Raw genomic sequence first — 25,658 nt, forward strand, 5'->3', positions numbered from 1 at the left:
GTTGGTACAGCTACAGGCAATGTGATGGAGGTTGGCGCTTTTGGAGTTGGAAAGTCAATTCGATTAGGTAGTCAAAAATTATCAACATTGAGGGGAAATGGTAATGCCTTTTATTGGCAAAATAATGGTGATAATGTTTCAAGTGCTGGAGACTATCCTGACAATAGTTCTCAGGCAATTATTAATTTAGATCTTAACGACTCAACTGATGCTTGTGCGCAATTAAGCATAACGCATAACTCCGATTTTTATGTCAGGTCTGTAAACTGGAATGTAAATACGTTTCAGCCGTGGCGTAAAATCTTGTCATCAAAAAATACAACTGTGGATGCAAATGGTTTCATTAAGTCAGCATCACCCGTTGTTAAATTGTTTGCAGATAAAATTGAACCTAACGATGAAGCTGCTGAGCAACCCCTCTCTTTTGAGAAATTAGGCATTGGTCATTGCTTAATTAAAGGTTCATCGGGATTTGCAAAAGATGGCTGGTGGATTGAAATTCCGACCGACACTCACGGCAATAAAATTTGTGCAGTTGAATATCAAACTTTAGAAAACGGTGATCTTGAAATTAAGACCTTCAAGAAAAAGCTAAATGATGAAGGCGATATTGTTGCGAATCTTGATGCACCAATCGATATTCCGAACAATGCAAACGGTGAGCCGCGCTGGATCGATATTCGTTTAAACAGCATTAAAAAGACAATCGTTAGAAAAGTGCCACGCACTGAAAAACAACCGCGTATGGTCCAGCAAGTAAAATATGCACCGCAATTGACCTATATCACTAAATACGAAGATTTATTTGATGATGAAGGAAAAGCTGTAATTGTGGATGGCAAGAACTATAAAAAGCCAGTAACCCACATTCAAACTGATCAAAACGGTACCCCAATCTTAACGAATCAACCTGTCATTAATGAAAATGGTGAACCTGTACTTGAATGGGTGCAAGCATTTGATAGCGAAGGAAATCCTGTTTTTGATGATGTGCCAGTCTTAGACAAAGATGGAAATCCAATCTATGACGAGGTGACTTATGACCCTGAATAGTGATTTCCAAAAACTATATGTAGATGGATTAATCCATTTGTATGAACTAGATGCCAGCAGCTTAGGTGCTGGCATCTTGCGTTTTCACGGGCATATTTCTTTTCAAGACTGGGAGAAAATCTACTCTTCAATTGGTTCCGAAGGGTTGATCGGTGCAGATTCAGGAAGCATTGGTAAGGTTTTTGACACTGGTGATCAGAAAGTATGGAACCGAAATATTATCTGGCAGGGTCAAGTTTTTGAGCCTATGGCTTTGGAAGTATCTGGGCTTGAAATGCGTTCAGATGGTAAAGCTTCAGCGCCAACTTTAAGCATGGCCAACAATATCAACGGCATTCAAAATGCTGTGTCTGCTTACTGTTTGCAGTTTAAAGACTTTGCAGGTGCAAAACTTAAAGTTATTACCACTCTTGCTAAATACCTTGATGCTGAGAACTTTACAGCAGGTAATCTAAATGCATCGAATGAATCAAAAGAGCAAATCTGGTACATCGAGCAAAAGACATCTGAAAATGCTCAACAAGTGACTTTCGAGCTCTCCAATCCAATCGATTTTGAAGGGTTGAAAATTCCTGTTCGCCAAATTACATCATTATGCCATTGGTGCATGGTTGGTAAGTATCGCGGTGAGGAATGTGGTTACACAGGTATTGCAATGTTCACCGATAAAGATGAGCCAACAGATAATCCGGCACTTGATCGATGCGGTGGACGTTTACGTTCTTGTCGCTTGCGATTAGGTGAAAATAAACCATTGCCGTTTGGTGGGTTCTCGGCTTCAAGCTTATTGTGAGGTTTTATGAAACTTACTGCAAAACTTAAAAAAGCAATCATGGCCCATGCAGAAAAATGTTATCCGGAAGAATGTTGCGGGCTAATTGTAGGTGGTAAATATTTACCATGCACTAATATTGCCCCAACAGTTTATGATCAAAATGGCATTATTAAACAGGATAAAACAACTAATTTTGAAATTGATCCTGAAGATCTCGTATCTGCAGAAAATCAGGGTGAAATTCAAGCTTATGTTCATTCGCATCCAGATGGCACTACCAGAGCTACTGATTTGGATCGTATCCAAATTGAACTACATAAAACGCCATGGGTCATTTGCTCCTATCCAGATCTGGATTTTCAAGTTTATGAACCTTGTGGTTATCGCGCCCCCTTAGTGGGGCGTAATTATATTCATCATTATCAGGACTGTTATGCACTAGTCCGTGACTTTTATGATCGTGAGCTAGGTATTAAGTTGCCAGACTTTGAAAGAAAAGATGGCTGGTGGGAGGACAAAGATCATCCGTCAATATTGATTGATAATTTTCCGAAAGCCGGTTTCTATGAAGTGGACACTCCGCAATATGGAGATATGTTGATTTGCCGAGTACCACGAACAGAACACCCAAATCATTGCATCATTTGGCTTGGTGATAATGCAATGCTGAAGTCCGAAGATACCGAACCGTGTATTGGCAATACATTAATTTTGCATCAGCTTCACGGCCGTAAATCTATACGTGAAATCTATGGACCGCAATGGTCAACCAGAACGGTAAAAATCTTGAGGCATAGAGATGTTAAAAACAATTAAGTTGTACGGCATCTTGGGGCAAAAGTTTGGTCGTGAATTTAAGCTCGATGTCGCAAATACTCGCGAAGCAATGCGGGCATTATCTGTTCAAATTTCTGGCTTTGAACACTTTATGTTGCATGCACATGAGCATGGCCTACGCTTTGCCGTGTTTTTAAAGGGTAAGAACTCAAGTAATAAGCGAGGCAAGAAACGCCCAGCAATTTATGACCATGAAACTAAGCGGCTCATTACCGGCGATAACATTGGTGAAGAGCAGCTCGATATGTCTACAGAAGCTGATGTTATTCATATTGTTCCACGAGTTGTTGGGGCTGGTGGGAATGGCACATTGCAAACTATTCTTGGTGCTGTGATGGTAGTGGTTGGTGTAATTATGATGTATACGCCAGCAGCAGCTTACGCTCCTTCTGTGATAGGTGCAGGTATCGGTATGATGGTCGGTGGTGTCGCAATGATGCTCATGCCAAAAATTGATAATACTCAAGACCAGAACCAAGATGGCAACCGTGCCAATAAAGGCTTTGGCGGTGCGGTCACAACAGTTGCTCAGGGCAACCCAGTACCAATTTTATATGGACAACGTGAAATCGGTGGTTTCATTGTGAGTGCAGGCCAATATCCTGAAGATCAGATGTAAATTTTAATTATTTAACAGGCGCTTGCTAGCGCCTTTTTTATTGCGTGAGATTTCTTATGAATGCAGTACTAGGCGCAAAGAAAGGCAGTGATAAACAACGGCAGCCTGTCATTTCACCAGATTCAGCTCAATCAAAAACATATATCAAGGTTTTATATGGGTTAGCAGAAGGTGAAATTGAAGGTTTAGCAAATGGGCTTCAATCGATTTATTTAGAAGAAACTCCACTTCAGAACGCAGATGGAAGCCTTAACTTTGAAAATATAAAAGTTGATTTTCGAAATGGCACTAATGATCAAGAATACATTGAGGGCTTCCCAGCAGTCGAAAGTGAAACTGCCATCAATGTTGAATTAAAGTCGGAAACACCATGGATTCGTGCTTTTAGCAATCTTGATCTCGATGCTGTACGTTTGCGCCTCAAGTGGGGACCTTTGCGCAGTCAAAACGCCACAAATGGTGATGTGTCGGGCATTACAATCGAATACGCGATTGATTTGCAGACCGATGGGGGGATCTGGACTGAAGTTTTAAAAACAAAGATTTCAGATAAAACTTCTGCTAATTATGAACGAGCTCATCGTATTGATTTGCCTCAAGCTGACTCAGGTTGGCTCATACGTGTTCGCAGACTTACACCGAACTCAACGTCAGAGTATGTCAGTGACAAGATGTATATTGAAGCAGTGACTGAAGTCATTGATGCAAAATTACGTTACCCAAATACAGCATTATTGGGCCTTCAATATGATGCAGAGACTTTTGGAAACGTTGCTAAAGTTGCAGCAGATACAAAGGGAAGAATTCTAAAGGTTCCTACTAACTACAATCCCGCAACACGACAATATGTTGGGATGTGGGACGGTACTTTCAAAGAGGCATATTCCAATAACCCGGCATGGATCTATTACGATATATGCACCGTAGACCGTTATGCTTTGGGTGACCGCTTAACCCCGCTAATGGTTGATAAGTGGTCTTTATATCGTTTAGCCCAATACTGTGACCAAATGGTGCCGGATGGGTTGGGCGGTCAAGAACCACGTTTCACCTGTAATGTTTATCTTCAGAGTGCCGAAGGTGCCTTTGAGATTTTAACTAAGTTAGCTGGTGTATTCCGTGCCATCACATTTTGGGATGGTAATAGCATTATTTGTGATGCGGATATTCCCCAAGATACATATTTCACTTATACGCGTGCCAATGTCATTGGTGGCAATTTTGAGTATGCAGGCACTCGTGCACGTGATCGCCATAATGTTGTAAAAGTTGCGTGGGATAACCCGGCTAATCACTATAAAACTGAATATGAGTTTGTTCGTGATGAAAAGGCGATTGCTGAAGCTGGCCAAGTTCGAATTTTAGAAATTGAAGCTTGGGGATGTACTTCGCGTGGGCAAGCGCAGCGAGCAGGCTGGTGGGCATTAAAGTCTGAGCAGTTAGAAACTCGAACCGTCAGTTTCAAAGTTGGTCTAGACGGTTATATACCATTGCCGGGGAAAGTGATTGAAGTTGCAGATCCATTGTTTGCTGGTCGTGCAAACGGTGGACGTGTTTCTAAAATCTCAGCTGATCGTAAAAGCATTACGCTAGATCGTGATGATGTTGTGGCAGTTGCTGGTGACCGACTTATTATTAATGGCGAGGATGGAAAGGCTCAAACTCGTATTGTTCAATCTATCTCAGGTCGAGTAGTAACTGTTACTCATGAATTTGATGCTATTGCCGCTCAAAATGTTTGGGTAATGGATGCCCAAGATTTAGCAACAATGAAGTTTCGAGTGATCTCGATTACTCAAGACGAAAGTCATCAATTTTCAGTAACAGCGCTTCAATATAATCCAGCTAAGTTTGATGCCATTGATAAGGGTGCTTATTTTGATGAGGTTCCGATTTCGATTGTGAACCCAACAATTCAGGATCCTGTAACTGATGTCGTAATTACTAGTGAAAGCCGTATTGATCAGGGTATCAATGTGGCGACAATGATTGTGTCCTGGTCGCAGGCTAAAGGAGCCGTAAAGTATCAGGTTGAGTGGAGGAAAGATGATGGGAGTTGGATTAAGCTTCCAATAACCGGTAATAATTCAGTCGAAGTACTAGGTATTTATGCGGGTCAATATCAGGCGCGTGTAACAGCAATTTCAGCTTTTGAGATCGCTTCTTTACCAGTTTATTCAACTTTGACTGAACTCTCTGGTAAGCAGGGTTTACCTCCAAAATTGGCATTTATCCAAGCGACAGGAATCTTATTTGGTATAAAACTTGATTGGAGTTTTCCTGCAACTGGTGCTCTAGATACAGCTTATACCGAAATTCAAGTTTCACCAGACGGAACAAGCAACATTGCTCAATTGGGCTTATTCGCTTATCCAACAACGATTCATACGATTCAAGGCTTGCAGCCAAATCTGACTCAATTTTATCGTGGCCGTTTGATTGACAGGATCGGGAATATAGGACCTTGGTCGGATTGGACTCATGCGACAACTTCTGCCGATGCTACAGACGTTCTTGAGCTCTTGAATGATCAAATCAGTGAATCTCAGCTCAATCAGGATCTTAAAACCAAGATTGATCAAATTGAGGCTATTGATGCTGAAATTGAACCAATTAAGCAAGATATTCAAAATACGAAAGATCGGATTGCACAAGAAGTCATTGATCGTCAAAACGCTATTCAACAAGCGAAAGATGGTTTAACACAGCAAATTATTGCAGGTGATGAAGGTGTTCTTGAAGTCGTAAATACTGTTAAACAGTCAAGTGACGAGGGAATTGCAGCGACTCAAGAAAGTATTCGGGTTGTTGCAAATGATCTCTCACTTGTTGCTGAAAAGACCGATGGCGTGTATGCACAGTTAAATCCACCATTGATCGGCTCTCAGTCAGATTTGATTGGTAATGATCAGGGCTTCGCAGGAACTTGGTCAATTCAATCGGCAATGATCGAAGGGGACTTAGCACTTAGTAAGCGTATTGATACAACGGCAGTTGAGTTAAATAACTTACAGGCTTATGCACAACGAGAAGTACAAGCACGAATTGAGGGCGATAAAGTAACAGTTCAAAAGATTGATACTTATATTGCGAGCAATGATAGTGCTTTGGCAACTGTTCGTAATTCAGCACAAGTTGCAGTAGATCAGTCTTCGGCAAATGCTGAGGCGATCGATTTAATTAATCTTGAGCTTGATGAGAAAGCTTCAACTGGTGCACTTGAGCAGGTTAAGTCTGAAATCAAAAATGTTGATGACAAAGTTATTGCTCAAACGATTCGGATCGATGGTGTTTATGCACAAATTAATCCGCCACTCATTGGCTCTGAGTCTGACTTGGTAGGTAATGAAGGAGGCTATGCAGGTGTCTGGTCTGAACAATCAGCTCGTATCGAAGGTGATTTGGCCCAATCTAAACGTACAGATCAAGTTTCTGCACAAATGAATGACAGCAATGCTTTGTTTCAGCAACAAATCAATGCGAATACTAGTGCTATTTCTTCAACGATAAAAGTAACGGAAACGTTGCAAACTAAAGTCGGTGAGAATAGTGCGTCTATTCAAAATGTTAATGAAAGTGTTGATGGCATCTATGCTCAGCAGTTTACCAAGTTCGATGTAAATGGTCATGTTTCAGGCCATGGATCAATGAATGATGGAACTACTTCAACTTTCATTTTTAACTATGACTGCATTCAATTTGGTACTCCAGTGGGTATAGATGGTATTGAGCCAAAACCCTTAATGACATTGCAAAATACGCCTGTGACTTTGCCTAACGGTACTGTCATTCCTCGTGGTTTGTATGTCGATAATGCTAGTTTTGGGTATATCAATGCGAATCGAATCTGGGCTGAAAACTTAAGTACTATTAGTGCAGACTTGGGGACAATTAAAGTCAAAACTGCGAATATTGAAGATGGCGCAATTGATACTCTAAAGATCAAGGATGAGGCTGTAACTGTACCGATAGGAGTTAAAGCAATTGATATCAAAACTATCAATAGTTTTTCAGGGGGATCAACTGGTGGGTTGCCTAATAATGATTTTAACAACCACCTATCAGCGTGGGAAAATCATATAGGTACACTTTTACAAGTAACGTTAAATAGAAGTGGTGGAAAAGTTAGAATTGATGCTTCAGTAAATATTTGCACACCTACTTTTGGCGCTTTTAGTGTAAGTGACGGACGAGGTAATCCAATTGCAGCAAATGACAGGGCCATGGCTTCTTTTTATATTTCTATATATCGGAATGGAAATTTAATTGGACGGGGTTCATTAGGGGCAAATCTTGAAACTGGTACTATTAATGTCAATTTCAACGGGACTGCGGTTATCGTTTCTGCTATTGATGATAATAGTACGGTTGGCAATATTACATATGAACTTAAAGCGGGTTTTGCTCGACAGGAGGGTGTTAATATTCCATTGAATATCAGTTCTAACAATACTTTCATGATTACTTCAAGAACATTAAGTGTAATTGAAATGAAGAAATAACAGCACCCAATACGGGTGCTTTTTTATGGTCGGTCCAATGATGGATTGGACAACGAAGAACTACCGCCAAAAGGCGGTTTTTTTATTTACTGGAGAAATAAATGGAACCAGTTTCCACGAGTGGTTTAACAGCAATTTTAAAATTTTATGGTGCAGCAATCATGGTGACACTTGCGGTCGCTTTAGTTGCAGCAGTTGTATTGATGACTCGTATGCCACGTTCCCCTCAAGAATGGGCAGTAGGCTTGATTTGTACAGTTGTATCCAGTCTAGCTGGTGGCTCATTCATTATTGTGAAGTGGGGGCTACATGAATGGATTACAGATATTTGGGGAATGATCGCATTAGGTGGTTTCTTCTTTATTTGTGGCATTCCTGGTTGGGCTCTGGTCCGATGGATCTTTAACTTTATTGACAAACAAGAGGGTAAGACGATTGTGGAGGTAATTAAAGAAGTTAAAAAAGCCAGAAAAGACATTGAAAATAGTTAATGCCGCCTTCGGGCGGTTTTTTTACATCCAAAGGAAACTTAAATGAATATCGAACAATATCTTGAAGAACTTATCAAACGTGAAGGCAGTTATGTGAACAACCAAGCTGATCGAGGTGGTGCAACTAAATACGGTATTACTGAAGCTGTAGCACGGGAAAATGGCTACAAAGGGAACATGAAAGATTTGCCGCTTGAAGTCGCTAAGTCTATTTATCGGAAACAATACTGGATAGAGCCACGCTTTGATCAGGTAAATACCCTTAGTTCTGCTGTGGCAGAAGAGCTTTTAGATACAGGAGTAAATTGCGGTACTGGATTTGCAAAACCACTTTTACAACGTGCTTTGAATTTGCTCAATAATGAAGGTAAAGCCGGATATGCAGATTTAAAGGTTGATGGAGTTTATGGCTCTAACACTTTAGGTGCTCTCAAAACTTACTTGGCCAAACGTGGGAAAGAAGGTGAGAAAGTGCTCGTGCGAGTTCTCAATATTATGCAAGGCCAACGATATATTGAAATCTGTGAGCGTAATCCAAAGCAGGAACAGTTTTTCTATGGCTGGATCGCCAATCGAGTGGTGATGTAAATGACTCAAGCAGAAACAGTAACTGAGCTAACTCCTTATCTTGAGTACTGGAGCAGTGGTATCTATATGTTTAAGTGCCCAGGGTGTAAGTATTTACATCCGTTCCATGTAAAAGCAGGTGCACACCACAATGGAAGTACTTGGGAGTTTAACGGCGATATAAATAACCCAACGTTTACACCCTCTTTACTTGTTAATGATCATTACCCGGCTAGCCGATGTCATTTATTTTTGACTGAAGGAAAGATTCAATTCTTATCAGATTGTCATCATGAGCTCGCTGGCCAAACTGTCGGCATGGTACCAATCGATGTTTAAAACTTTATTGCTGTGTATTCTGTTATCAGGATGCACTGCTCATACGATCAATAATAATGTCAGTATAGGCATTTGTGTAAAAGCCCTCTAAGGAGGGCTATTCATCTATAAAATTTACAAACTCATCATAAACTTTTGCTTTTCTTCCTTGGTTTAAAAACTCAATCACTCCCTTCAATTTTTTTGAAAAATCGATATTTACCTCTGATACAGCAATTTTATGGATGATATAGCTGACTTTGTAGCCTAAAATTTGAAATTCAGCATCTGGTAAAATCACTTTCCCTTTAAATAAATACTCTTTTTCAAATTCTCCATCACTCTCTTCATGATCTTTTAATAACCTAAATTGCAGATCATGTGCTGTATATCTATCACCAGATTCCAAATTACATATTACAATTTGATTATTCATTTCATTTGTTTTGGGTAATTTCGAATTAAGGGGTAATTTGAAGTCTAAATTGGTAATACTTGCGGGTAATATAGCATTCATGCTGATATTTATTTCTCTTAAACATGGCGTACCATCTTTATCGATCCAGTCCTCATCATTTTGTTCTCTAACAATTAAAAGTTCGATTCCACAATCTCGAGCTTTTTGTTCAGCCCCTGATTGATAGCCCTTTGTGGTTGCAAAAATACCTACGAGATTGGGGAAGTCACGCAATTTACTTTCTAAAGCATCAATTTTTTCAATCTTTATTTTGCTATTATAGTCTTTACATTCGATTACATTCTTATATATGAATCCTCCCTGAGTAAATTCCCAATAAATATCAAACTCTCGTTTAATACCATTTTTACCTGTTAATAGTTTATTGGTCTCAACTTTAATGTTTTTTTGCCCACCAAATCCAGTAAACTCAGCTGCCAAAATTGCTTGATAAAGTGTTTGAACAAAATGTTCATAAGGCTTCCCAGTATTTTTTTTCATTAATCACCAACCGTTCCTAAAATAGGAATCATCTGTGGACCCGTCATTCGAGCCTTACTAATAATTTCAACAAGCTCATCATAAGTTAAATTAAAAGAATCTTCACTATCAAAAACATAGACCATATTTTTTCCCTCATACTCTGCAGGAGTTGGTGGAACAAAACGCTTTGGAATAAGAGTTTGTGTTAATTGTTCGTCTGTTAGTCGTGTAAAGTTCATACTAGCTTCTTCATTAAAAATTTAATTGAGCAAACATTTGCTCAATATAGGCAAAAATAATTGATTCTGAGCAAATTTTTGCTCATTTCGTTATCAGTGGTAATTCATCCCAGCGAAATGGATTCCGGCTCAATTTATCTCGAGACATTGACCAGTTTCGACCAGGAACAAAACATGGTCCGACACCGAGCTTTTTCTTTCCAAACTTACTATGGATACCATCCATAGCTTTCATCAAACATTCCTTTTTTTCTATGTGCTCAAAGTCTGTTAATAGGTCATAAGTATGGCCAGACTTGGGCTCTAGCGCTGTGAGCACAACACCGCATTTCTTATATTTAATCCCTTCTTTATAGATATCGTTCAACATCCTTGTCGCAGCTCTAACAAAATCTATTGCGCAGTCTGTTGGTTCTGAAAAAGAGCCTGTAATAGATTTATTGTAAAACGGCACGTTAGGATCAAATGGGTTTGACTGAACAAAAGCAATCATGCAACCGCATAATAATTCTTCATCTCTTAAGCGCTTACATGCATCTTGAGCATACATAGAGATAGCTTCTTTTAAATCCGTTAACTCAGTTACGCGACCACCGAAAGACCGGCTTGCAACTATTTGCTTTTTTGAGGGTGGGGTGTGCTCGATCTCAATGCATGAGATGCCTTGCAGTTCGTAAATAGTACGAGCCATGACAATCGAAAATTGCCTCTGCATTTTTCGAGGCTCAGCACAAGTTAGGTCAAGGACTGTATTAATTCCCATACCTTGCAATTTTTTTGAGTGCTTACGACCAACTCCCCAAACTTCCGAAACATCAATTAATGAGAAATAATATTCTTTATTACACGGATCCATATTTACGAGATCGCAAACACTATTAAAGCCTGCATTTTTTTTAGCTATATGGTTAGCTATCTTCGATTCTGTCTTACTTCTACCAATACCAACACAAACCGGTAAGCCTAGCCATTTCCATATTTGTTGACGCATTTGCTGACCAACCTTTTCTAAATCAAAGTGCTTCTCATAAGCTGTGAAATCAACAAAGCATTCATCTATTGAGTAGGGCTCAACTTCCTCTGCAGTTACGTACGAGCTCAGAATCTTATGAAAGCGCCGTGACATTTCTGCATACATTGCATAGTTACTTGAAAGAACGATCACATTATGTTGCTGGACAATGTCTTTGATTTGAAAAAGTGGCACACCCATTTTTATGTTTAGGTTTTTTGACTCATTGCTACGCGCCACGGCGCACCCATCATTATTGCTGAGAACAATCACTGGTTTATTGTTCAGACTTGGGTCAAAGACTCTCTCACACGAAACGTACATATTATTGACGTCAATCAAGAAAAAAACTTTGTTCTCATGTTTCATGAGTTTCTAATCATTTTAATGATGCAGGTAACAACGCCCCAAATTATTAATTCTTGGCCATCCTGCAAGTAAATATTTTTATAATCCGGATTTTCAGCTTTTAGCCATTGGCCTTTTTCATCGATCATTAGGCGCTTAACTGTAAAATCATTATCGATTAGTGCCACGACAATATCACCGTGTTTTGCATCGAGACTGCGATCGACAATTAGTTCGTCATCAATATCAATGCCTGCATTTAACATAGAAAGCGAAGCAACTTTGACAATAAACGTAGCAGTTTCATTTTTAATTAAGTGCTCATTCATATCGAGAGCTTTATCGATGTAATCTTGTGCTGGGCTGGGAAAACCTGCTGAAATCTTCTCTAGAGCATAGGGGACAAGCATGTGAGTTGATGGTACAACTTGCTTGATTGATAAGGCCTCAGATAAAACAATACCATTTTGTAGATATGGTTTTATCTGGATGATGGATGGTGCAATTTCGCTCATTTGCTTCCCCTAACTTGAATATGTAACATATTCAAGATGATATTCTAGAGATGAGCTGAAATTCAAATTTAAAAAGTTGTGGATAAATAATGACTAGTCACAACTTGTCGTTCTTAATAGTGCATTTGGTCGGAAAATCAACGGTGCTAATTTGCAGTTTTCTTTGGTTTAGGGAAATAGTCAGCAGTAAATTCACCTAAGGGCATTTCAAAGAAAAATTGATCTGCATCTTCTTTTTTGCAATTCAGCCAGTCTTCTCGATACTCGTCAGGAATAACGATAATAGACCGCTTTTCATCTTCGGGTTTATGGAACTGACTCATGAAAGGGTGATTATCTGCATTAATAGTCAGCATCGACATAGATCTTACTTGCTGCCCATCAATCACAGTCGAATCATAAATAGCTGCAATGGTGAAAGGTAAGCCATCTTCTCTAAAAATCCCCCAACGTTCTGCTTTCCCATTTACATAACGTGGTTCATAAATCTTTTCGACTGGTATTAAAGCAAACTGGCTTTTAGCCCATGCATGTCGGAAGCTCGGCTTTTTATCAACCGTCTCAGTTCTAGCGTTGTAAGTGTATTTTGAGAACTTTAGGTCATGGTTCCATGGTGGAATCATACCGAACTTTACTTGGCGCCATTCTATATGGCCATCTTTAGAAAAAATAAGAGGGCAGTCGTATCCCGGATAAACATCAGCTTTATATTCGAAGGTTGGTTCGAATAGATCTAGGAGGTACACACGATCTTTTCTTATTGGTTCATAGTTTGCGCACATAAACTTTTCCCCATTTTTATTCCATCTTAGTAGTTTTTATAGACAATGGCTATTTTTGAAACTTAAGTAAAGTCATTTGAGAGTTGTTTAAAATGCTTTATATTAGCTCCAGAGTTCAACTCCTATAGTCGGACTTGAACAAAAAAGAAACTGTTGTTAATCATACTTAATCAAAATTAAATGTTATACATGAGTTATACCAGCATGTTATACAGTAAAAAACTAACTATAAAATCAATAATTTAAAATAGATGTTCAACTCCCGCCATCTCCACCAAAATTCTCTATATAAAAAGCCACCTTTTATGGGTGGCTTTTTTATTTTCTTTATTTTAATAATTCTAACTCCCACAAGCTTATTTTGATATTTATTTAAAAAATTAAGATTTTTTAAGAATCTGAAAGGTCCCTATAAAGTTAAATATATTTTTATTTATCTAATTGAATTTTATTATTAAAAAATTAAAATTAAGTTTTAATCGGTAGGTTGTTTTCCTCTCATAAAAGGAATTTTGACTTAAACTTATTGTATATGGTTAAAAAGTTTTATATAAAAATTACAGATAATTATTGTTTAGAATTATTAATTAATTGTGTATCACCTTTCTAAAAATAAGCTTGTAATATATAAAAAAGAAAAATTATAAAAGAGATTTTTAAATTATTATTAAAAATAGCTTATTGATTTTAATTTTGTATTAATAATTTATATTTCCATTAAAATCCACAAAATTTTAGCCTTTAGTATAAGATTATTTTTCTTGTTGATTATTGTTGTTTTATTGTACACTTTGGGTGTTAATTATAAATAAGGTGTATGTAATGAAAATTAAAGTAATTTATTTAGAAGAACTAAAGGATGCTCAACGCCTTCGAGATAAATTGAATAATTTGGGTAATGAAGTAGAAATTGAAAATTTGTCTCCTCATTCTCAGTTCGAGAATAATATTGATATTGTCGTTATATATATTGAGAAAAATATCCACTCTTCAGCTGCAATTGATACTTTAATTGAGGAATATTCAGTTCAAGGTAAAAGGATCATTGGTATACATTCGATTCTAAAAATAAATAATAAAACTCCTGAAGCTCTGGATAAAGTTGCGGATGCAATTGTGTGTTGGGATGATGCATTTATTAGAAGAGCTATTAATGGTGAAAATATTTTTGTTGATGCAGAATGCCAATTACCGAAGAAGAAAGAAATATCGAGATTTTCTTGTTGAGTTAATGATATGAGAGTTTATTCATATGTTGTTGCCCGCGATTTTGGTTTTGCTCCAAATCCATTTCATGGATATTGTACTTTAGCAACTTGCAGGCCAGATATCCGTAGTTATGCAAGAATTGGAGATTGGATCGTTGGTACTGGTTCTGCTACTAGAAATGATAAAACTAAATTAATATATGCAATGAAAGTAGAAGAAATAATTGATTTTGAAAGTTATTTTTTGGATGAAAGATTTCAGGATAAAAAACCTGATTTAACAAAATCTGCAAAATTCAATTATGGAGATAATATTTATACAAAAGATGAAAATGGAAGCTGGGTTGTATTAGATTCCCATCACTATAGGGAAGGAGGAAGTAAAAATGCTAGTAATATTTCAAAAGATACTTCAGAACCTATCGTTTTAATAAGTCAAGAGTTTATATACTTAGGAAATAGATCAATAGATATTCCTGAGGATTTACATTTTATGATAAAAGAAAAGCAAGGAACCCGAAGCCGTTTTACAACAGAGGAATTAGCTAAAATAGAAAATTGGTTAATAGAAATAATGAAAGATAATAAAGGATTAAAAGGGTTTCCTAATAATTGGTTTTAGATGAGAAGGCGGAAGAATGATATTAGTTGATGAGTACATAGAAAATATAAGAAAAACAAATAAACTAGATGGTATAGACAGTTTATTACTTGGTTTAGTAGGGGAAATTGGAAGTTTAATGTCTCCCGCTAAAAAGCTTGCTAGAGAACATGAAATATACGGTAAAGATAAATTTAGAAATGATACAATTGAAGAGTTAGGTGATATTTTGTGGTATTTTGTTGCCTTATGTGAAGCCTATAGTTGTGATTTTAAAAATTATATTATCAATTTAGATTCTCCTCAAAAAAGTAATGACGAAAAAAGTAATCTAGTTTTTACTTCTTTACCCGAACAACCTGTAGTGGGGAAAGTAAATTCTATAGATTCACCTGAAAAAAAACAAAAACTTTTAGAGTTTGCGTCTCAAGGAATGAAACTAGTAGATTCTATAATAAGCAATAATAATGTTGTTTATGATGAGGCGATCAATTTTTTAAAAAAATATCAGGAAATTATAATATTTCTTAACATTTCGTTTTATGAAATAGTTGAATCAAATATAAAAAAGACCGCAAGTCGTTTTTTGGATGGTATTAATGAACCAATTTATTTTGATGAAGGCTTTGATGAAGATGAACAGATTCCTAGGGAATTCGAAATACATATTATTCTAAAAAATAATAAAACATATATGAAATGGAATGGCGTAAGGATAGGTGATCCTTTAACAGATAATCATGCGAGTAAAGATGGTTATAAGTATCACGATGTTTTTCATTTGGCTTATGCTGCAATTTTGCATTGGTCTCCCGTATTTCGTGCTTTAATAAAACATAAAAGAAAAAGTAATCCGTTCATTGATGAAACACAAGATGGTGGTAGAGCTATTGTTATCGAGGAAGGGATATCTGTATGGTTATATGCGCAAGCCAAAGAGCATAATTACTTTGAAAATACGTCTATTCTTTCTTACGATATTTTGAAAACTATTCAGCAGTTCATAAAAGGCTATGAAGTTGAAAAGTGTTCATTATCTTTATGGGAAAAAGCGATATTAGAAGGATATAAAGAATTTAACCAATTGAAAGAAAAGGGACAAGGTAAAATTATTGGTAATTTAGATAAAAGGACAATAGAATATCACGAATTTTAATTTCAGCAGGTGGGGTTATGCATGCTTTTGTAGAAAACTTAAAGTCCATAGAACTTGAAAATGTTTTCAACCCATATGCTGATTTTTGTGAACATTTTGATGTATTAGATGCTCCTCAAATTAGAACTAATAATTTAAATGAACTTCTGGATAGTGCTATTCAAAACCAAGTCCAAACTTTATGGATTGGAAGAGATTTAGGACATAGAGGAGGCCGTCGTACAGGCTTGGCATTAACAGATGAATACCATTTGGATGATCTAAACTTGAAATGGGATACACATCTAATTAAAGCGACTAAGGGCATTTCAATTACTGAAAATACAGCTACAGCTATCTGGTCAATTCTAAATTCGATAAATGAAAATATTTTCTTGTGGAATGTTTTTCCTTTGCATCCTCATGAAGAAAATAAACCTTTTACAAATCGTCAGCATTCTGCCAAAGAACGTAAAATTGGAAAAGAAATTTTATTTGAATTAATTAATATTTTGAAAATTAAGCATATTGTTGCGATTGGTAATGATGCATTTGATATTACATCCAGTTTTAAAATAAATGGCGTAACTATAGATAAAGTTAGACATCCAAGCTTTGGTGGTAAGAACGATTTTATTAACCGAATGCAGGAAATTTATAATATTGAAAAAAATATAAATCAATTAGATTTATTCTGAAACAGATTTTTTATTTTGCTTTAACTTATAATTTTATTAAGTATTTTATTTTTGAATACTATTTTAAGCTCTGAATTCTCACTTAATAAATGGGGACAATAGTCTTTTTTTGATTAAAAATGAACAGGTGTGTAGTAGTATAATGCCTAAGTTGTCAAAGGATATGACTAGCTAAACAATACACAACGTTATACTCTGAAATTTGGGGAAATTTCAAACGATGATTACTCCGCTGGGGAGCGGTTTAAGAAAAAGGTAATCATCGATTCTTAAATAATTTATAAGATTTGGTTAGATCAAATGAATGACTTTATAACTAGATATTTAAATAATCTGGGGCAGTGGCATGAAACAGCACTTACAACGACTAAAGCGATTGTTGCTATAGGTGTATTATGCTTAGTCGCATATTTAGTGACGATTAGCTATATACCTTCGGAAATTAGCTTTGGTGATTCGCTCATTTTTCTACTGATTTTTGTAGCGTGTTCTATTATTTATGCGGGGCTAAGCACGATTTTGTTTTTCTTTGGTATTTCCTTAGTTCCAGTGACATATATCATCTTTAGTGTGGTTGATAAGTATTTACCACCCCATATCAGAATTGGACAAAAACTGCCATTTCCAAAGATTAGCATTACTACATTGGCTGCATCCCTTTATCTGTTATATGTTATTCATAGTTTGTTTTTACTGCATTGGAAAATCAATCTTTACATAGGTATTACCGTATTTTTTATTGCCTTTACTTATTATCCTTTTTATATCAACCGACAGAAGATTAAAGAATTTCGTATAAAGTTTGAGAATTTACAAGATATTATTGATGACCCAGATGCAAGTGACCATCTTAAAACATTTGCAATAAAGAAATTCAAGAGATTAGAAACGCATATTAATGATAGCTTACAAGTTGCCATTATTTTGATCTTGATACCACTTGTCCCCATGTTTTTTATTGAAGAGGTTGGTAACACGTTTCTAAATTATGCCATGCAAAAAACTGGTGTGAGAGTAGAAAAAGCGACTTTATATATCAAAGAACCTTATGCAAATTTAATTGCACTACCAAAATCAACCACTAAAGAATTGAGTCAGTATAAAACCTTTATTTTTAAAGATGTTAAAGTGTTATTTCAAGGCATTGGTAAAAGCACTCTAATTTCTTATAAGGTGAAAGATATTGAAAAGCAATTAGTGATTCCTAATGAATATATTACTGTAGAGCGAACTCAGAAGGCCGATAAGTAAAGTTATATATCACTCGTTATTAATTAGTTATTTGGGTATCCCCAAGGCCCCCATGCCACAACAGAACTTTAATTTTTTGCGCTGATTTAAAGTCATCTACCATTGCGACACAGAGATAAGGGAGCTAAGCCAAACGCTTAACCCATGTCTTCTTTATCGCACCGCCGCATCACACTAAAAAAAGTAGGGGCAAAGTCCTGTGGGAGAGCAGGACTTTGCAAACTGACATGTTCTAGACGTTGCATAAGCTTGGGCGAATACACTTGTTCAAGCCGTTGGTAAATACAGTCGCAACTGGCTTGGGTGTGCCCACCAGACAGACAAATTTCTTCAAAATCCTGTTGAGTGTGGAGGTCACAACCCGAAACGCTGTAATCACCGATCACAAGGCCTAAAACCAAAATAGTTTTATAAAATTTCATATTATTCTCGTAATGATTGGGGATATATCAATGAGAAAAAATAAACCGCTATATTTTAAGTTTTAAAATCATTTTTAAAGGCAATAGTTAACCCGCCTATAAAAGAAATAAAATAAAATGACTTAAATTTTAAAATAAAAATAATTTATAAATTTAGATAATAGAATATCTAAATTTTAAATAAATAAAATGTTTATAAGGGAGAGGGGGTTAATCTAAAAAAGGTCATGGTTAACTCCTTAAAATTTATGGAGCTCTACCACCAAAGATCACCGTCAATTGATTATGGTGGTAGAACGAGAAGGGGTTAGCAGACTGGGATCCAAGGAACCAGCACGCGCGAGCGCGTCCCCCTCCCGTCCTACCGCAAAGAAAAGGGACGCAAGGGTCTAACGACTTATAGTGGAACTATAACCCGCCATGGATCTACGGTCTGCTAAAACCGACTGGCAATGTAGGCCAGCGAGACCATAATAATCATAAGTTTTTAACAGGTCAATTCAATTTAAATAAAATATTATAAAAAATTAAAATATAAATTTATATTTTAATTAAACTCAAAAGTTTATTGATTTAAATCGGTGAATTAATAAATATAATAAAGTTAAACTAAACGTTTAACCTGCTCTTAAAATGTATAACGGTAATTAATAAATACACGGTGCTGGTCCCAATCTTTACGTGTCATTCCATTTATTTTTTCACCTAGGTTTGCATTTTCAAACTTCGACTCATAATGCAAAAATGAATAACGCACATCTAAGTTTTTCACCCACGGCAAGGCATAACTCACCGTAAAGTCAAAGTAACGCTCTTTACCTTCAATATCACTGCTGATGTTACTTTGGTGAGCGCCAAAGCCATAAATATACTTCGCTTCGGTTTTTAAACCTTTCACATAGTCTTTCCAATTATATTTCAAGCGAAGGGCAATCGCGGTTTCATCGTTATTGGTAAAGTCTGGGCCAATGGTCGCAGAGGTCGGAAACGGATTGGTGCCGTGGTCTTGTGTCAAAACCGAGTTACGGTCAGAGTGCACGGCAAAGTTATCTTCAATCCAAAAACCATCAAACTTTGAAACTGCAATACCACCTTCAATATTATTCTTAGCCACATTTACATCGACAAAATAACCATTCCCACGGTTGTTAATGTCTTGGCCTTTAACACAGTCCAGCTCGGTTTCGGCACCACATTTAAACAGCTTGCCATCGTCACGCGAGAAAAAAGCACCTGTGTTAAATGTCCACACAAGGCCATGCAAGGGCAATTTATATTGAGCAATCGCCCCGTACTTTTTTAAATAATTTTTGCTATTTAAATACTCGGCATTCAAGCTCCAGTTTTTGTACTGATACTTGGCACCAAGCAAACCGACATAATCAATGCGCTCGTCATTTTCAGTCACCAGTTTTTCAAATGAGTCCATGCTGCGCGGTTTCCAGCGGTCATAGTAAGCCATGTAAGTCTGTAGCTGATCATTCAGTTGAAACTGACCACTCGCACCCGAAAAAGTATCGGGCACCGTGCGGTTATTGGTGCTTTTAAGCAACAGTGAATCGTGCAACTGACGGCCTAATTTAATTTCGCCTTTATCGCCGAGTTTTGCTTTGATGTAGAGCTGCCCTAAAGTTGCAAAGTTTTGATCGAGCTTGCCGTTATTTTCGACTTCTAAAAGCTGAGCGCTCGGCTTGCCAGAGTCAAATAACTTGGTGACTGCATAGAGTGAGCCATCTACCCCGAGCCAGTCCCACAAGTAAGGTGACTGATAATTTAACTCAAGCCCTAAAGCGCTTTGTTCATATTCACTCGACGAAGGGGAAGGGTTGGCAAGCGTGGGGTGGGCAGTGTCTTCATCGTTCCAGTAACGAGTGTTGAGTTTTAATTCTAACTTGCCAAATTCTTGAGGAAGCTCTGCATAAGCGTTGCTCACACTGCCTAAACCAATACAGCCCCATAGCAAATATTTATTCATTTTAAATTCCTTTTTTAAGCATGAATAAGCCCTTTGCCTAACGCTGAGGTTAGGCAAGCTTTTTATGAAATGGATGAATTAAGGAGAGAGTTTTTCGAGCACTTGGCCTTTGGTTTCAATGGCAAACAAGAAGGTCACTAGGCCACCAATCAGCGCCACAACGGCAAGCACACTAAACACATATTGAATGCCGTAACCACCAACAACCAGACCCACCATAACAGGCCCAATCGCAGAGCCGGCACGGAGCCAAGCGGTACTAAACCCGATGCCCATTGCACGTAGGCGAGTTGGGTAAAGTTCGGCAGCGTAAAGATATAAAGAGAATGAAATGGTTTGCAAAATGGCATAGCTGAGCGTTGCCAAAATCACAACTTCCATCGCCGATTTTGCACCTAAAATCGAAAGGCTCATGAGTGGAATAATTGCCAAGAAAAACGCTGCACTGTACCAAGGGCGGCGGCCGACTTTATCAATCATTAACGCACAGATAATAGAGGCAATCACACCCACGCCCGACGTAACCCAGCCATAACCTAAACTGGTTTGCAGCGACAGACCAAAGTGTTGTTTGTAAAGAGATGGCAACCAAGTCACCATGGCATTGTTCACCATATACACACAAAACCACATGCCCCACAGTGTAAAGGTACGTTTACGGTAAATGCCACGGAACAGCTCGCGCCAGTCGGTTTTTGCCATGCCTTGCGGGTTAATTTCTTTAACTATAGGTTCAGCTAAAGTTTTACCGCTTTTGATGGCACCATCTTCAAAGCTTTTAACCACTTGATCCGCTTCTTTAAAACGACCTTTTGAAGCAAGCCAGCGTGGTGACTCAGGCAAGAAAAACCGTAAAGGAATGACCAGTAAAGATGGAATTAGGCCCACAATAAACATGACTTTCCAGCCGTAAATTGGCATCAGGAAAAATGCTGCCATGCCTGCAAACATAAGACCAAGTGGGAATAAAACTTCATAGAGCAAGAAAAACTTACCGCGCTTTTCTGCACCAATAAACTCGTTAATATAGGCACTCGCAACAGGCACTTCGCCACCTGTTCCAACACCTTGTAAGAAACGGAAAATTAACAGCGACATTCCGCTCCAAGCAAACAGACAAGAAATGTCCATTGCCACAAACAGTAAAATGGTAAAAGACAGCACTTTTAAACGACCGACTTTTTCGGCAAGTGAACCAAAAAAGATCGCACCGACCAATTGCCCGACATAGCCCGCGGCAATGATCGCGCCGACATAGGCAGGCGTTAGGTGCCATTCGGTAATGAGTTGGGGTAAAGCAAAGGCAATCGCAAGAACAGTATAAGCGTCAAAAAAGGTCGCGATCCCAATGGTAATTCGCATAAATTGCAATCGACCAGTGACGGGTAGCCGTTCAAGTCTTGCAATAATTTCCGCATTTTTTTGATGATGACTAATTTGTTCTACATCCGCTAGATTTGTCATCTTCTATCTCCTTATTACTACATTCCTCGTAGTTTTGTTGTTCTATTTCGCACTACCTGTTCACCACAGTTTGCATGCTTTTTATTATTGTTTTTAAGAGACATGCCCGATGTTTGGCCTCAGGCAGCGTACAGGAAAAAAAGGCTAGCGTACATGCTAGCCCGAATAGAATTTAAGCAACGGCTTGGGTTAAATCGACCTTGCCAATTCCGGCTTGACGCATTGCATCATGAATTTCTTGCTCAGCACCATCTGCCAGTGGAAGCAGAGGCGAACGCACAGTGGCATGGTCCAAAATTCCGCGAGCAACCAAGGCATGTTTAAGTGCGACCGTGTCTTCCATGTGTGAACCACGGTGATAAACATTGCGAGTCACTGGTAATAATTGATCGTGAATCGCACGAGCTTTGGCGTAATCTTTAGCTTTACCTGCTTTAATCATTTCAATTAAAAGTTCAGGAGCAATGTTGCCATAGCCAACCAAAGCGCCGTCTACATCAAACATGGTGTGAAGCAAATATTCATCGTGGCACGTCAATACCTGTAAGTCTGGGCGTTCACGGCGAATAATCGGAATCTCGACATCCCAGCGGCGCATGTTACGTACACCATTTTTCATGGCAAACACGCCTGGCTGTGCAGAAATATCGAGTAGAGTTTCAAGGTCGTAAGTGGCCTTCGTTGCATCTGGATATTGGAATAAAATAGATGGCAAACCACTTTCTTCATAAATCGCTTTATAGCGGTCTTGTGGTGCGCCTTTTTGATAGCCAAAACGCAACCAGCCATGTGAAGGGTAAATCAAACCTGCCGAAGCACCCGCACTGACTGCACGTTTTGCTTCTTCTGCTGCAACCGAAGTACCTTCGAGTGTAATCCCTGCGATTACCGGAATTTTGTCATCTACCGATTTAACAAAGCTTTCGATGACCTGCATTTGTTCTTTTTGCGACAAGAATGTTCCTTCACCTGCATGCCCAAGAACAACCAAGCCTTTCACACCATCAATACTGCCTAACCATGAACCTAAACGTTGAATTGCATTATGGTCTACTTGTCCATCACGGGTAAAAGGAGTCACAGGTGCTGGGGTTAATCCACGTAAATCTAAACTCATAATCGTACTTCCTATACAGTGTAATTAAATATTCTCTGGTTCTTAATCTGACTTAAATCGTGTTGTAGAGAACATGATTGGAGTATAGAAATAGGTGAGCTATGTAGGAATTACCAATTCTTGAATTTCAGTTATACTCAAAATGTATGGCTCAAAATACTGCCTATTTACGATTTAGGAAGAATCGATGAATTATGAATTATGGAAAATATTTTTAGACGCGGTGGAACTCGGTAGCTTAAGCAAAGTCGCGATGCTGCATAACACCAACCAACCGCAAATCAGTCGGCAAATGAACGAGCTTGAAGCGCAATGTGGTGGTCGTTTATTTAACCGAACTGGACGCGGCGTTGAACTCACCGATTTAGGTCAGCATTTACTTCCTAAAATTCGTTCATGGCTAAACGTAACCGACCAACTCAATAATGAAATTTTACATTCGACCGATACCCCGATTGGTACGGTTCGTATTGCCAGTTTGCCGTCTACTGCACACCCGTTATTATCGACTCTGTATAAAGTCCTTCAACAAAAATATCCCTTAATTAAATTGTCGGTGCGTGAAGGGCAAGGGGTACATTTAGAAAAATGGCTCGAAGATGGCAGCGTCGATTTAGCCATACTCTATCGGTTTAACCCAACGCCTAAACAGGGCGATGTCTATCTTACCGAAGCCGATACCTATTTGGTTGGCTGTGAAGGAGATGCACTCACTCAGGCCAATGAAGTCGAGTTTAAAAAGGTAAGTCAGTTACCGCTGGTCACATTTTGCAGGCCAAGTAACTGGCGAAACTTTTTAGACCACATGGCTTATGAAAATGGGGTAGAGCTAAATATTGTATTTGAAGCCGACTCGATTAGTTTACAAACGTATTTGGTTTCCGAATCTCGCATGTACAACATGCTGGGGCCGCAAGCGTTAAAGAAGGCCAGCCAATACACCTCAATTCAAGCTGCAAAAATTATTAACCCCGCACTCAAGCGTTATATTTCTTTGTCTATTTCTAAACATGGCTATTTAACGCCTGCGTGTAAGGCGGTGATGGAAGAAATTAGGAATTTGGCTGATTTGCTTTAAGAGAAGTGCAGCAAAGCGAGCGGGCAATTAATTCAATTTATTAAACAGTGGTTTAAGTTTTACTTGAATTATTACTTGACTTGTTTAAATGATAATTATTATCATTTATAGGTTCCTTGTTTTGAGTCCAATTGCTGTGAACAAAACTTCTTTGCTTGTAGATCAGTTATATAGAAGTCACCAAAGCTGGCTTCACCAATGGTTGAGACAAAAATTAGGTAATACTGATCAGGCTGCAGATCTGGTTCAGGACACATTTATTAAACTGCTACAAACGCGTGACGAGCTATTCGGCATTAAGGAACCGCGTGCCTATTTAACCTCGATTGCTAAAAATCTGCTCATTGACCAAGTGCGCCGTAAACGCATTGAACAAGCTTATTTAGATGGCTTGAGTCAAATGGAATATATGCTTGATGCAGTGGCGTCACCCGAAGACCAAATGCAAATTATTCAAGCAATTAACCAACTTTGCAAAGCACTCGAAGGGGTTTCTGAAAAAGCACAGCAAGCTTTTATTTTGCATTACCTTGAAGGCTATACCCATAAAGAAATTGCCGAGCGTTTAAATGTGTCGACCAAAATGATTCAAAAATATTTGGCGAGCTGTTTAATTCAGTGCTACCAAAACCGACAAGACATGGACGCTTGCATTTAAATGGCCATGGATAAAAGCAAATATCACCAGTTGGTTGAAGAAGCTGCACATTGGATTGTTCAACTGAGTTCGGATGATGAAAGCTCACGGAAAACCGCCAAACAAAAATTTGAAGAGTGGAAAAAAACCAGTGAGCAACACCGCCAAGTGGCTGCCGACATTGAACAGTGCATTGGTTCAATTCAAAAACTTTCTCAAACCAGCGGACATAAAAAAGTCACTAAAGTTGCTCTTAAAGCTGGCCTAAACTCAGGCAAAGCCTATAAACATTTACGTGCAGGAACAGCTTTTGCCGTTGTGTTTGTTGCCATGAGTGGGGCGTTATTTTATTTAACTGACACCACAGTGGCCTATGTGACTGCCGATATTCAAGGGCAATCGGGGCAGTGGACTACGCAAACCTTACCAGATGGTTCACGTTTAATTTTGCGTGGGAAAAGTGCGGTCAATCTTGATTTTAAAACCAACCAGCGAGTGGTTGAGTTGGTGCAAGGTCAAATTTATGTTGATGTTGCCAAAGATAAGACTAGACCGTTTTTGGTCAAAACCAGTCATGGGCAAATTCAGGCACTCGGCACAGCTTTTAGCGTCAGTTATGACCCTTCGGCAACCGAACTCAAAATGTTGCACTCAAAGGTAAAAGTAGAAGCCACACAGGTTAAAACCACCCAATTGCATGCGACTCGTCAGGCCATTGTTGAAGCAGGGCAAGCCATTAAAATGGATCAAAATGGCGTACAAAAATTGCCTGAACTGAATGTTTATAACGAACAACAAAAATGGCAAAAGCATCAGCTTATGGTAGAAAACTTGCCGCTGAATCAAGTGCTACAAGAGCTAGACCGTAACTACAAAGGCAAAATTATTTTTAATGATGCGGCACTGCAACATGTGCGGGTCAATGCGGTATTACCTTTAGACCAAACCACCGAATCGCTTAAGCTTTTGGCTACGGTTTTTCCAGACCTGAAAATTAAGCAAATCACGCCGTTTGTGGTCATGGTTTCTTTAAAATAATAAAAAATTAAATTTATTTTCAATTTTAGGTTCCAC

Annotated in this window: 25 protein-coding genes; 16 read left to right on the top strand and 9 right to left on the bottom strand. The window is 38.2% G+C overall.

Features of this window, described 5'->3' with window-relative positions:
• From MKL33_RS04290 to MKL33_RS04325, 8 genes are all read left to right on the top strand, one after another.
• Positions 1-1,053 (top strand): pyocin knob domain-containing protein (locus MKL33_RS04290; protein WP_270906527.1); only part of this gene is annotated, 1,053 nt, incomplete at its 5' end.
• Complete coding sequence (locus MKL33_RS04295) at positions 1,040-1,846, top strand: phage minor tail protein L (RefSeq protein WP_270906528.1); 807 nt, start codon at positions 1,040-1,042, stop codon at positions 1,844-1,846. The genes MKL33_RS04290 and MKL33_RS04295, both read left to right, overlap by 14 nt.
• Positions 1,847-1,852: 6 nt before the next feature.
• Positions 1,853-2,644 (top strand): C40 family peptidase, encoded by a 792-nt coding sequence (locus MKL33_RS04300; protein ID WP_270906529.1) that lies wholly within the window; start codon positions 1,853-1,855, stop codon positions 2,642-2,644.
• Complete coding sequence (locus tag MKL33_RS04305; protein WP_270906530.1) at positions 2,628-3,284, top strand: tail assembly protein; 657 nt, start codon at positions 2,628-2,630, stop codon at positions 3,282-3,284. The genes MKL33_RS04300 and MKL33_RS04305 overlap by 17 nt, the downstream gene beginning before the upstream one ends.
• Before the next feature lie 56 nt (positions 3,285-3,340).
• The gene (locus MKL33_RS04310; protein ID WP_270906531.1) at positions 3,341-7,786 is read left to right on the top strand and encodes a host specificity protein J; all 4,446 of its coding nucleotides are present in this window, start codon (positions 3,341-3,343) and stop codon (positions 7,784-7,786) included.
• A 101-nt stretch (positions 7,787-7,887) separates the two neighbouring features.
• The gene (locus MKL33_RS04315) at positions 7,888-8,277 is read left to right on the top strand and encodes a hypothetical protein (protein WP_068563132.1); all 390 of its coding nucleotides are present in this window, start codon (positions 7,888-7,890) and stop codon (positions 8,275-8,277) included.
• 42 nt (positions 8,278-8,319) lie between these two features.
• Positions 8,320-8,865 carry a glycoside hydrolase family 108 protein gene (locus MKL33_RS04320; RefSeq protein WP_270906532.1) on the top strand — a complete coding sequence of 182 codons (546 nt, stop codon included), beginning with the start codon at positions 8,320-8,322 and terminating at the stop codon, positions 8,863-8,865.
• Positions 8,866-9,183: a DUF6527 family protein gene (locus MKL33_RS04325; RefSeq protein ID WP_270906533.1), complete on the top strand. Its 318-nt coding sequence runs from the start codon at positions 8,866-8,868 to the stop codon at positions 9,181-9,183.
• A gap of 97 nt (positions 9,184-9,280) precedes the next feature.
• Here MKL33_RS04325 and MKL33_RS04330 read toward each other — a convergent pair whose 3' ends face one another.
• From MKL33_RS04330 to MKL33_RS04350, 5 genes are all read right to left on the bottom strand, one after another.
• Positions 9,281-10,120, bottom strand: a complete 840-nt coding sequence (locus MKL33_RS04330) for a restriction endonuclease (RefSeq protein WP_044101666.1) — start codon at positions 10,118-10,120, stop codon at positions 9,281-9,283.
• Positions 10,120-10,341, bottom strand: coding sequence for a hypothetical protein (locus tag MKL33_RS04335; RefSeq protein WP_044101668.1), 222 nt, complete (start codon positions 10,339-10,341; stop codon positions 10,120-10,122). Before MKL33_RS04335 ends, MKL33_RS04330 begins: the two co-directional genes overlap by 1 nt.
• Positions 10,342-10,423: 82 nt before the next feature.
• Complete coding sequence (locus tag MKL33_RS04340) at positions 10,424-11,722, bottom strand: Y-family DNA polymerase (RefSeq protein WP_270906534.1); 1,299 nt, start codon at positions 11,720-11,722, stop codon at positions 10,424-10,426.
• Positions 11,719-12,216 (bottom strand): LexA family protein, encoded by a 498-nt coding sequence (locus tag MKL33_RS04345; protein WP_270906535.1) that lies wholly within the window; start codon positions 12,214-12,216, stop codon positions 11,719-11,721. The genes MKL33_RS04340 and MKL33_RS04345 overlap by 4 nt, the downstream gene beginning before the upstream one ends.
• Positions 12,217-12,362: 146 nt before the next feature.
• Positions 12,363-12,998: an SOS response-associated peptidase family protein gene (locus MKL33_RS04350; RefSeq protein WP_270906536.1), complete on the bottom strand. Its 636-nt coding sequence runs from the start codon at positions 12,996-12,998 to the stop codon at positions 12,363-12,365.
• An 822-nt stretch (positions 12,999-13,820) separates the two neighbouring features.
• On the opposite strand from MKL33_RS04350, the gene MKL33_RS04355 reads away from it, so the two are divergent.
• The 5 genes from MKL33_RS04355 to MKL33_RS04375 all read left to right on the top strand — a co-directional run bounded on the left by MKL33_RS04355 (position 13,821) and on the right by MKL33_RS04375 (position 17,891).
• A complete protein-coding gene (locus MKL33_RS04355) occupies positions 13,821-14,225 on the top strand; it encodes a hypothetical protein (protein WP_075382425.1) in 405 nt (134 codons plus the stop codon).
• Between the two features lie 9 nt (positions 14,226-14,234).
• Positions 14,235-14,828 carry a hypothetical protein gene (locus tag MKL33_RS04360; protein ID WP_075382426.1) on the top strand — a complete coding sequence of 198 codons (594 nt, stop codon included), beginning with the start codon at positions 14,235-14,237 and terminating at the stop codon, positions 14,826-14,828.
• Between the two features lie 16 nt (positions 14,829-14,844).
• Positions 14,845-15,963 (top strand): pyrophosphatase, encoded by a 1,119-nt coding sequence (locus tag MKL33_RS04365; RefSeq protein ID WP_270906537.1) that lies wholly within the window; start codon positions 14,845-14,847, stop codon positions 15,961-15,963.
• A gap of 17 nt (positions 15,964-15,980) precedes the next feature.
• Positions 15,981-16,640 (top strand): uracil-DNA glycosylase, encoded by a 660-nt coding sequence (locus MKL33_RS04370; protein ID WP_075382428.1) that lies wholly within the window; start codon positions 15,981-15,983, stop codon positions 16,638-16,640.
• A 300-nt stretch (positions 16,641-16,940) separates the two neighbouring features.
• Positions 16,941-17,891 carry a hypothetical protein gene (locus MKL33_RS04375; RefSeq protein WP_270906538.1) on the top strand — a complete coding sequence of 317 codons (951 nt, stop codon included), beginning with the start codon at positions 16,941-16,943 and terminating at the stop codon, positions 17,889-17,891.
• Between the two features lie 137 nt (positions 17,892-18,028).
• Here MKL33_RS04375 and MKL33_RS04380 read toward each other — a convergent pair whose 3' ends face one another.
• The 4 genes from MKL33_RS04380 to MKL33_RS04395 all read right to left on the bottom strand — a co-directional run bounded on the left by MKL33_RS04380 (position 18,029) and on the right by MKL33_RS04395 (position 22,869).
• Positions 18,029-18,313 carry a hypothetical protein gene (locus MKL33_RS04380; protein WP_075382430.1) on the bottom strand — a complete coding sequence of 95 codons (285 nt, stop codon included), beginning with the start codon at positions 18,311-18,313 and terminating at the stop codon, positions 18,029-18,031.
• Positions 18,314-18,941: 628 nt separating this feature from the next.
• A complete protein-coding gene (locus tag MKL33_RS04385; protein ID WP_270906539.1) occupies positions 18,942-20,288 on the bottom strand; it encodes an OprD family outer membrane porin in 1,347 nt (448 codons plus the stop codon).
• A gap of 78 nt (positions 20,289-20,366) precedes the next feature.
• Entirely contained in the window at positions 20,367-21,752 is a 1,386-nt protein-coding gene (locus MKL33_RS04390; RefSeq protein ID WP_270906540.1) for an MFS transporter, read from the bottom strand.
• 172 nt (positions 21,753-21,924) lie between these two features.
• Positions 21,925-22,869, bottom strand: coding sequence for a dihydrodipicolinate synthase family protein (locus MKL33_RS04395; RefSeq protein ID WP_270906541.1), 945 nt, complete (start codon positions 22,867-22,869; stop codon positions 21,925-21,927).
• A gap of 187 nt (positions 22,870-23,056) precedes the next feature.
• Here MKL33_RS04395 and MKL33_RS04400 point away from each other — a divergent pair, with 187 nt between their 5' ends.
• The 3 genes from MKL33_RS04400 (at position 23,057) to MKL33_RS04410 (ending at position 25,622) form a co-directional block, all read left to right on the top strand.
• Positions 23,057-23,947, top strand: coding sequence for a LysR family transcriptional regulator (locus MKL33_RS04400; protein WP_270906542.1), 891 nt, complete (start codon positions 23,057-23,059; stop codon positions 23,945-23,947).
• A gap of 136 nt (positions 23,948-24,083) precedes the next feature.
• Positions 24,084-24,605, top strand: a complete 522-nt coding sequence (locus MKL33_RS04405) for a sigma-70 family RNA polymerase sigma factor (protein WP_003653184.1) — start codon at positions 24,084-24,086, stop codon at positions 24,603-24,605.
• Entirely contained in the window at positions 24,606-25,622 is a 1,017-nt protein-coding gene (locus tag MKL33_RS04410) for a FecR family protein (RefSeq protein ID WP_032050863.1), read from the top strand.
• Positions 25,623-25,658 lie beyond the last annotated feature (36 nt).

The sequence above is a fragment of the Acinetobacter sp. AOR43_HL genome, assembly GCF_027854635.1.
Classification (GTDB): Bacteria; Pseudomonadota; Gammaproteobacteria; order Pseudomonadales; family Moraxellaceae; genus Acinetobacter; species Acinetobacter pittii.

Excerpts from the sequence above, each read along its gene's own strand:
- MKL33_RS04295 (WP_270906528.1), top strand. The coding sequence starts at position 1,040 with ATGACCCTGAATAGTGATTTCCAAAAACTATATGTAGATGGATTAATC.
- MKL33_RS04300 (WP_270906529.1), top strand. The coding sequence starts at position 1,853 with ATGAAACTTACTGCAAAACTTAAAAAAGCAATCATGGCCCATGCAGAA.
- MKL33_RS04305 (WP_270906530.1), top strand. The coding sequence starts at position 2,628 with ATGTTAAAAACAATTAAGTTGTACGGCATCTTGGGGCAAAAGTTTGGT.
- MKL33_RS04310 (WP_270906531.1), top strand. The coding sequence starts at position 3,341 with ATGAATGCAGTACTAGGCGCAAAGAAAGGCAGTGATAAACAACGGCAG.
- MKL33_RS04315 (WP_068563132.1), top strand. The coding sequence starts at position 7,888 with ATGGAACCAGTTTCCACGAGTGGTTTAACAGCAATTTTAAAATTTTAT.
- MKL33_RS04320 (WP_270906532.1), top strand. The coding sequence starts at position 8,320 with ATGAATATCGAACAATATCTTGAAGAACTTATCAAACGTGAAGGCAGT.
- MKL33_RS04325 (WP_270906533.1), top strand. The coding sequence starts at position 8,866 with ATGACTCAAGCAGAAACAGTAACTGAGCTAACTCCTTATCTTGAGTAC.
- MKL33_RS04330 (WP_044101666.1), bottom strand. The coding sequence starts at position 10,120 with ATGAAAAAAAATACTGGGAAGCCTTATGAACATTTTGTTCAAACACTT.
- MKL33_RS04335 (WP_044101668.1), bottom strand. The coding sequence starts at position 10,341 with ATGAACTTTACACGACTAACAGACGAACAATTAACACAAACTCTTATT.
- MKL33_RS04340 (WP_270906534.1), bottom strand. The coding sequence starts at position 11,722 with ATGAAACATGAGAACAAAGTTTTTTTCTTGATTGACGTCAATAATATG.
- MKL33_RS04345 (WP_270906535.1), bottom strand. The coding sequence starts at position 12,216 with ATGAGCGAAATTGCACCATCCATCATCCAGATAAAACCATATCTACAA.
- MKL33_RS04350 (WP_270906536.1), bottom strand. The coding sequence starts at position 12,998 with ATGTGCGCAAACTATGAACCAATAAGAAAAGATCGTGTGTACCTCCTA.
- MKL33_RS04355 (WP_075382425.1), top strand. The coding sequence starts at position 13,821 with ATGAAAATTAAAGTAATTTATTTAGAAGAACTAAAGGATGCTCAACGC.
- MKL33_RS04360 (WP_075382426.1), top strand. The coding sequence starts at position 14,235 with ATGAGAGTTTATTCATATGTTGTTGCCCGCGATTTTGGTTTTGCTCCA.
- MKL33_RS04365 (WP_270906537.1), top strand. The coding sequence starts at position 14,845 with ATGATATTAGTTGATGAGTACATAGAAAATATAAGAAAAACAAATAAA.
- MKL33_RS04370 (WP_075382428.1), top strand. The coding sequence starts at position 15,981 with ATGCATGCTTTTGTAGAAAACTTAAAGTCCATAGAACTTGAAAATGTT.
- MKL33_RS04375 (WP_270906538.1), top strand. The coding sequence starts at position 16,941 with ATGAATGACTTTATAACTAGATATTTAAATAATCTGGGGCAGTGGCAT.
- MKL33_RS04380 (WP_075382430.1), bottom strand. The coding sequence starts at position 18,313 with ATGAAATTTTATAAAACTATTTTGGTTTTAGGCCTTGTGATCGGTGAT.
- MKL33_RS04385 (WP_270906539.1), bottom strand. The coding sequence starts at position 20,288 with ATGAATAAATATTTGCTATGGGGCTGTATTGGTTTAGGCAGTGTGAGC.
- MKL33_RS04390 (WP_270906540.1), bottom strand. The coding sequence starts at position 21,752 with ATGACAAATCTAGCGGATGTAGAACAAATTAGTCATCATCAAAAAAAT.
- MKL33_RS04395 (WP_270906541.1), bottom strand. The coding sequence starts at position 22,869 with ATGAGTTTAGATTTACGTGGATTAACCCCAGCACCTGTGACTCCTTTT.
- MKL33_RS04400 (WP_270906542.1), top strand. The coding sequence starts at position 23,057 with ATGAATTATGAATTATGGAAAATATTTTTAGACGCGGTGGAACTCGGT.
- MKL33_RS04410 (WP_032050863.1), top strand. The coding sequence starts at position 24,606 with ATGGCCATGGATAAAAGCAAATATCACCAGTTGGTTGAAGAAGCTGCA.